Raw genomic sequence first — 7,771 nt, forward strand, 5'->3', positions numbered from 1 at the left:
ATGGTACGCGGTCTATTAAGCATTAAAGTTATTAGCTATATATCTCCTTACTCATGAATATTTCTTGGCTTAATTTTATCTACAATCAACCACAAGCCATATCCAGCCAGCAGACAGATGATTGGCATAATGGCAAGACGAAACCTATAGCCACCTGCAACGCCGCCGGATAGAGCAAGGAAGTATGCGACTATGCTAACAAGCGCGATAATTGCCCTATTTTTCAGGAAATTATTCGATAGTAAAGTTGCGGTAACACCTAGCAGATAGACTCCTGATATTAATAACAAGCTTAAGTCAGTAAAAAAGACTAGAGGCGAAAGGTGAAAATTACTAAATATTGCTGTCCAGGTTGTTTGACCAGTTAAAAGTTTAGGAATTTGAGAGGAAAGGCTTAGAGCCGGATTACGTTGCCTAGTGAATCGTTTTAGGTACAGCTTTGCGGGTGTCTCAATCAAGGTTCTAAGAGTTCCTTCTAAATGAACAATTGAGGCCTCCCAAGTGTGGCTGAAAATCATTTTCTTTCCTTCTTTCCCCATGTAACGGTAAATTTGGCTCTGACTCCATTCTTGTTGTTCTGGATTAAGTTTTAAATACTTGGCACGACTATTACATCCGAGCTGTTCAGCCATTTTTTCAAAAGCTATATTTTTTTGTTTGGCAATTACAGATAGCCCGTTATAGCAATATAGATTGTAGTCAGAAACAGCCGCGAATCCCGAATATCCAGTTTTTACATAGTTCCTGACTTGCCAAATGCCAACGCTACCCATCGTCACTATAAAAAAGACGCAAGCATGAATTATCAAAATCTTATTCTTTTGAATCTTTGTTAAGCTATCTATCAATAAGATGGCAGCGATAATCAAAGGTAAATAATACCCTATAGGTCGGACATATATAGATGCCACCAGACTAATTGCTGCACAGAGTAAATATTTACACGACCTTTCAGTAAAGTATTTTATCAGTAAATAAATGAATAAGGTGATTAAAGCCGTAAACAGGGTTTCAGGCATCAGCAGCGTCAGCCATAGGATAGATACTGGTTCAACTGCATACAGCAAGGCACAAAAAGTTGCAATTTTGCTTTCACCCCAAATAGCCAATGCAATTTTATATATTAGAAATATCGTGAAGCAGCTCAGCAGTATTTGAATAAAGATTGCCACAAGTTCTTGCTGACCCAATAAAATTCCTGGTATTAATAATAGTGGATAGCCAGGAGTGCGAAATATTTCCGGCTGTACGCCAGTTGCAAACTGACCTGACTCTATTAACTTTTTGGCTGTTATCAGGTATGATTCGGTGTCTGGAGTGTACGCTCCTGATGTGTGGTTAATAGCAAGCATCACACTTGTCAATAAGCACCTCAGCAAAAAACCTATTATCAGCACTCCCCTGATTGTAAAATTAAAGCCATATATTTTTGTACTTTTCATCTATTTAATCCTCATTGACAGCAATAAATGCTCTGTTAATACTGCAGATTTGATCGGGACTTACGCAGGGGTAGTCAGAAACCGGGTTTTTTACCAAGTCTGTGGGTTATAACGCGTCTTGTCGTAAAAAAGCCGGTTTCTCAGTCCCAATGCGTCCAGGACTATTTGATATTGAAATTACCAGCTACAATCTATTCTTTGATATTCGTTGCTTCAACAAATGTATGATTTTCTGTCGCCTACCAACACCAGCTAGCCTAGCGGGAGTAGTCGCAGCATCAACACTCGCTTCTTCGACATATTCACTGTCAGAATTGACCTCCCAAAGGTCATGTTTACCTGGGTTCAATACATTCTGGGCAGCTAAAATTCCCATCAGCAAACTGTGGTCTTGGTTGTTATACTTAAAAGCACCGTAACGACCCACAACTTGCAAATTCTCAAATTGCTTGATATAAGTTTGAATTTCTGATAAAATGTGTTTGTAATTGCCTGCATAAATAGGGTAAGTACGTGGCAAGCGCACGACAAAACCTCCCGCAACCTTCTCATCGCGAAGCAGCCCAATTTTTCTCAATTCTTGTTCTGCCAAACTCAAAAGTTCAGCTTCCGGCTGCCGCCACATCGGTTCGTCGAGGTTACACCAATATTCGCAGCATAAAGGCGTTTGGTGCTGGTTCGGCAGCATTTGGGGCGACCAATTGGCAAAATTAGTTACCCTCCCGACGCTGACACTGGGCTCGTTGATATAAAGCCAGTTGTCAGGGAATAACTGGCTGCCTTCAATTATTAGATAAACGAGAATTGTGTTGCGAAACTTGAGCGATCGCGCCAATGATAAGATTTCCTTACGGGGGGGGGTAGAATCATTTGTTCTACTAATGTATTCAGGGGTACTGAGGAAATCACTGCACTACAGCCAACCGTTGACTCTACTCCGGTGTGGCGATTTCTCAGAGTGAGTTGAGTAACGCGACTGTTGTGTTCGTGCACCCGCACTACTTCTGTATTCACGAGAATTTCCTGATTTTTCCCCAGTAGATATTCGCTGATTTTGTCGTATAATTGGCCTGAGCCTAAACGGGGAAATTGAAATTGATCGATTAGGCTTTTAACTTTGCCATCACTACCAAAAAAAGCGGTGCAAAGTGCTTTTAGCAGCGAAAGTCCTTTAATCCGCTGGGCGGCCCATTCAGCACTAATTTCAGTGCAGGGAATCCCCCAAAGTTTTTCTGTATAAGCTTCAAAAAATATCTCAAATAAACGCTTACCAAATTTAGCTGTAACCCATTCTGAAAAGTTTTTTGGGTGGCGGTTGGGTAACAGTTTTGCTGCTAAATAAGAAAAAAAGATGCGTACATTTTCAACTATACCGAGAGCAAATAAGACTTCTAAGGCTTTGAGGGGATAGCTAAAGTATTTGCCGTTATAGTAAATGCGGGTAAGGCGGCTGACTGTGACTTGTTCGGTGTCCAAAACTTCGTTCCAGAGTTTGAGGACGGGGGGAATCTTAGTGTAAAAGCGGTGGGGGCCGAGGTCGAGAATAAATCCTTGGTACTTGATGCTTTTAGCGAGTCCGCCAACTTGCGATTCTCGCTCGACGACGACAACTGTTTGACCTTGCTGTGTTAGCGTATAAGCGGCAGCTAGACCGGCTGGCCCAGCCCCAAGTATGTATATTGGGGACACGTTTTGCTGTTGATGAAGTTTTTATAACTAACGTTTTAGAGTAGCACAGTTTGTCAATAAAACAACCGATTTATCCTAATTTTAGAGCCGATCGAGCTTATGCAGATTTTCTAAGTATAGTTGGGTTTCGCTATCGCTCTACCCAACCTACAAAATAAAAAGGGTTAACAGTCAACAGTCAACCGTCAACTGTCAACCGTCAACAGTCAACAATCAACTAACTAATCATCATCATCAAAAGCTTGACTACCGCCGCCAACAGCAACTAAATCAATTTGCTGGCGGTAGTAGTCAACGCTTTTGACTTGAACTTCTACCCGATCGCCCAAACGGTACTGATTGCGGTTTTTGCGACCAACTAGAGTTTGCTGGCGCGATCGATATTCATACCAATCATCCTTCAGCGAAGAAACGTGTACCAATCCTTCCACTCGCAACAGTTCGCTCTCCGGCGGCCGCACCTCAATTTCCACAAAGAAACCGTAAGACTGCACCCCTGTAATCAAACCCTGGAAAGTTTGACCGGTGCGCTCTTTCATCAATCCGGTTTTCTTCAATCCCTGCAAATCGCTTTCGGCATCTTCCGCAACCCTTTCGCGTTCCGTCAGATGTACCACCGCCGCTGCAAACTCTGTCTCAAATTCGTGGTGCAAATCTGGGGGGAGAACGTTCCAAGTAATTTGACCGTGACAGGAGGAATGGTGCAGGTTGACTTTTTCCTTAGCCCGAGTTGTGCGGCTGCTGCGGCCTTGCTCGAACACCGCTTGCAACACCCGCAGCACCAGCAAATCGGCGTAGCGGGAAAGCGGGGAAGTACAGCGCGTGTAACCGTCTTGCAGCGCTAAACCGAAGTGTGGCTTGGGAGTTGTGCTGTAAACAGCCGGCTTCATGGTGTCTTCCAGCAGGTAGGTGAGAACTCTTTCGGACTTGAGGTCGGCAAATTGCTGGGTAAATCGCTGGAAGTCCAAGGGCAGAACTTCTTCTTCGTTTTCGAGATACAGTTCGCCTCCGAGGTTGTTGGAGAGTTTGATGAACTCTTGAATGTCCGCAGGGTCTGGCATCGGCTGGACGCGATAGATTGCTGGGACTCCCAAGGCTTGCAGGTGGGTGGCGACAGCTTGGTTGGCGAGTACGACCAATTCGGAGACCGCCGACTGGGCGGGGGTAGCCGTTGTAAAAGCTCCTAATTCGCCTTCGTCGTCGAAGTGAGAGTTAGCATCCGGCAAATTTAGTTCAAAAGCTCCCCGCTGGAGTCTCGTCTGTCTAACAGCCTGTGAGGCAGCCCTGATTTGATCTAGGAAAGGACGGAGGGCGGAGGATAAAGGGTGATCTTCGGCATCGGAGTCTGGTTCGATAATTGCTTGAGCTTGTTCGTAGCTGAGCTGGTAGTCAATGTGAATGACGCTGGTTTGAATCTCGTATTCTGTGAGTTCTCCCGATGCGTCTAGGGTCAGCAGTATGCTGAAGGCCAGCCGTTCGGTGTCTGGTTGCAGCGAGCATCGATCGTTGAGGATTTGTGGCTGTACGGGGATGATTTTTTCTCCGAGATGGGCGCTGGTGCCTCGTTTGCGGGCTTCGCGGTCTAGGGGGGTTTCTGGCTGCACGTACTCGGCTGCGTCGGCGATGTGGATTGCTACTTGCCAGCCGCCGGATTTGAGGGTTTCGATCGACAGTGCGCGTTCTATGGGCGGATCGCACAAAAATGAGGTCGGGTCGAATTCGTTTTCGAGCTCGTTTTCGGCTGTTCCCTCGGAGAAATTTTCCTCTGGAACTTGAGGGGCTTCGTTTTGGGTGTTGGTTTCTCCCTCTTCGTTTTTGCTAAAGGTGACTGTCAGGCTGTTCCGCAAATCTAACCGTTTTTTGATGTCGGTTTTTTTGAGTTTGCTGGGCAAGTTTTCGGCTGCTTTGATGACGGCGGCGGGGAAGGAGCGCGGCAAGTCGTGTTTGCAGCATACGATGTCGAGGTCGTCTGCTGCTTCGGCGTCGGAACCGAGTACCTGTACTACTTTGCCGACTGGCCGATGGGTGCCGAGGGGGTAGCGTTTGACTTCGACGTGTACTAAATGGTCGATCGCCTCTTGCAGGTTTGTGCCGTTGGCGAGCAAGTCTAGTTCAAACAACAGGCGATCGTCCAGGGGAATTGCTCTGTAGCTGACGCGGCCGGTGGGGGTGGCGGTTTGCTTGACTCGCGCCAGTACCGAGGGGTTGGCGCGTTCGAGGATCAGCATGACTTCGCCTTCGGGCGATCGGCGGCGGCTGCCTTCTTTGATGATTTTGACTAATACTCGATCGCCATTCCAAGCTGTCGAGAGGTGACTTTCTCGCACGTAAACGTCTTCTGAGCCTTCGGCATCTTGAATTGCGAAACAAAATCCTTTGCTCGAACAGCGGAGTTTTGCTTCTACTACGTCGTCTTCAGCTACTCGGCGGTAGCGGCCTTTGTCTTTGACTAATATGCCAATTTTCTCTAGAGCTTCTAATGCGATTTGAAGTTTGAGTTGACTGGTGGCGTCGTTGCAATCGAGTTTTTTCTCTAATGCTTTGGGAGCCACTAATTTGTCTTCTGTAAAATTTGCCAGCAGTGCAGCGATAGAAAATTCCATGTAGCGATCGATCCTCTTGTTTCCAGCAATTAGTCTAAATTTTGGCGAAATCAGCCGCACCCTTTCTTACCCTCGCTGTGCCTGCTTCCCAACAAATGCGCGGGTTAGTAGGTGGAGATGCCAGCACAGTCGGTGCTACCTGCAGCCAGGGATTTTTTCAGATTTTTTCCCGACACCGGCAGTCGCTAATTGTCTGCTGTTTGTCTGCAACTGACCGATGGCGGTGCAGACAAAGGCCCCGCACCCTATTCCCCAATACAAGTTTTTAGCGTTGGTTCCTTGGCTTTTGGCTGGCAGCGCCGAGTTCTTCGCTAATAAGTAGAAAGCCCCTGTCGGTTCTTAAAAGATGACTCGATGCTGAAAGCGACGGGTTGAGTCGGGGATGGGGAGATGGATTTGGAGAGGAGAAAATTTGCATTTGGGCCTCCTGCATTTTTCCGTCTGCCTTGTTCCTGCTTTCTTCTTGCTTTTGAAGTGCCTTTTGCCTTTTGCTAAAGCCAAAGATTTTACTGGCGATCGGGCAAAATTGCTAGTTGCTTACCGCAAGAAATGCCCTGTTTTTTGCAAGCGCTCTGTCCTTGCGGACAGAGGTACAACCAGCGGGTCTGGAGCAATCTGTGCTGTAGAAAGTGCAAGGTACACAAAACCGGAGACTTTACTACTTTTGCTTAGTTGCTGTTTCATACCCGCTGCTTGCTAGCTTAAACGGCAGGATGTGGGATAGGGTTTAGTCGGGTGAAAGGTTGCGCTGATGATTCACCTTTTATTTATTGTATGTTGAATAGGTGCTTTCAGAAAATTGTTTTCTGTGGGTTGTACTAAACTGAAGTCATCAGCCCCCTTCTGGTTTCGGGGTCAAAAAATTATGTTTGCTCAATTTCGCGCCCTTTATCCCACTGGACAGTTAATCTGTGAGTTGCTGACTATTCATCACGGTAAGTTTGTGGTTCGCTGTCTGGTTCAGGTTGACGGTAAAACTCTCGCTACGGGTATGTCGGCTGCTGAGTCTGTTGAGGGTGCTGAAGACCGCGCCCGATCGAGGGCGATCGCCGTCCTCGGATTTTCCGAACCCGCTGCTGCTGTTGTTGCCGTTTCGCCTGCGCCCGTGCCACCTCCGCCGACCCTTGGTGCGGAGGCGGAGGTGCTGGTGCCAGTGCCGCCTCCGCCGACCGTTGCTGCTGCGCCTGGGCCGGCCCTTGCTCCTCTTCCTGTTTTAGAAATGCCTGTTGCCGAAAAAGTTGAATTACCACATCAAAGCAATTTTGTCAATACTGAATCTAAATTAAATGCAGAGCCGATCGCACCTGTAGCGGAACCGGAACCGCCTGCGGTCGATCGAGTTCCGGCGGCTGGATTTGTACCGAAGCAAATAGACTCGGATGCTTGGCTTTCTTCCAGCTACGGGGAACCAATGGAGGAACTGTCGGTAGCGCCGGCCCAAATCAGCGAACTGTCGCAGGGTGCTGCTGAAATTAGGGAATTGCAACCGATCGCGGTGGGAATTCCCAGTGATGCGATCGAGGACGATTCTGATACGATCGCCAACATAGACGGCATCCTCAAACGCCAGGGATGGAATAAAAAAACGGAAATGGACTGTCTCCAACAACTTTATGACAAGTCGTCGCAGAGAGAGCTTTCTAGCGAAGAGTTGGCAGATTTCCTAGAATATCTGGAAATTTACAGCAGAACCACTGACGAAATCAAGCGGTTAAGCTGGACTGCCAGCCAAGGAAAAGATTATCTCAAACAAGCTTATGAGAAAGCAGCGCGGCATTTATTAAACCCAGAACAACTGCTCGATTTCCTGCAATATCTCGAATCTTTAGCCTAGGAATTCGGAAACTAAACAAGGCGCTGGAGGCTATTAGATTAAAGAAACCGGGTTTTTTACAGATATTAAGGTTGAGAACCAAAGATTTGGGTAAAAAACCCGGTTTCGACGCACCCGTTTATCCAGGATTAAAGAAACCGGGTTTTTTACAGATATTAAGGTTGAGAACCAAAGATTTGGGTAAAAAACCCGGTTTCGACGCA

Annotated in this window: 7 protein-coding genes; 2 read left to right on the forward strand and 5 right to left on the reverse strand. The window is 46.8% G+C overall.

Going from position 1 to position 7,771, the window contains the following annotated elements:
* Positions 1-47: 47 nt before the first annotated feature.
* From QUA97_RS17605 to QUA97_RS17620, 4 genes are all read right to left on the reverse strand, one after another.
* Positions 48-1,442 (reverse strand): ArnT family glycosyltransferase, encoded by a 1,395-nt coding sequence (locus QUA97_RS17605; protein ID WP_333195361.1) that lies wholly within the window; start codon positions 1,440-1,442, stop codon positions 48-50.
* A 184-nt stretch (positions 1,443-1,626) separates the two neighbouring features.
* Positions 1,627-2,277: a hypothetical protein gene (locus QUA97_RS17610; protein WP_333195363.1), complete on the reverse strand. Its 651-nt coding sequence runs from the start codon at positions 2,275-2,277 to the stop codon at positions 1,627-1,629.
* Complete coding sequence (locus tag QUA97_RS17615) at positions 2,232-3,131, reverse strand: FAD-dependent oxidoreductase (protein ID WP_333195365.1); 900 nt, start codon at positions 3,129-3,131, stop codon at positions 2,232-2,234. The genes QUA97_RS17610 and QUA97_RS17615 overlap by 46 nt, the downstream gene beginning before the upstream one ends.
* A gap of 221 nt (positions 3,132-3,352) precedes the next feature.
* The gene (locus QUA97_RS17620) at positions 3,353-5,734 is read right to left on the reverse strand and encodes a ribonuclease R family protein (protein WP_333195367.1); all 2,382 of its coding nucleotides are present in this window, start codon (positions 5,732-5,734) and stop codon (positions 3,353-3,355) included.
* 189 nt (positions 5,735-5,923) lie between these two features.
* On the opposite strand from QUA97_RS17620, the gene QUA97_RS17625 reads away from it, so the two are divergent.
* Positions 5,924-6,049 carry a hypothetical protein gene (locus tag QUA97_RS17625; protein ID WP_255515911.1) on the forward strand — a complete coding sequence of 42 codons (126 nt, stop codon included), beginning with the start codon at positions 5,924-5,926 and terminating at the stop codon, positions 6,047-6,049.
* A 222-nt stretch (positions 6,050-6,271) separates the two neighbouring features.
* Here QUA97_RS17625 and QUA97_RS17630 read toward each other — a convergent pair whose 3' ends face one another.
* On the reverse strand, positions 6,272-6,418 hold the full coding sequence (locus tag QUA97_RS17630; protein WP_194069614.1) for a hypothetical protein: 147 nt from the start codon (positions 6,416-6,418) through the stop codon (positions 6,272-6,274).
* A 181-nt stretch (positions 6,419-6,599) separates the two neighbouring features.
* On the opposite strand from QUA97_RS17630, the gene QUA97_RS17635 reads away from it, so the two are divergent.
* Positions 6,600-7,568, forward strand: a complete 969-nt coding sequence (locus tag QUA97_RS17635; RefSeq protein ID WP_333195369.1) for a hypothetical protein — start codon at positions 6,600-6,602, stop codon at positions 7,566-7,568.
* Positions 7,569-7,771 lie beyond the last annotated feature (203 nt).

Source organism: Microcoleus sp. CZ3-B2, assembly GCF_036705055.1.
In the GTDB taxonomy this organism is placed as follows: Bacteria; Cyanobacteriota; Cyanobacteriia; order Cyanobacteriales; family Microcoleaceae; genus Microcoleus.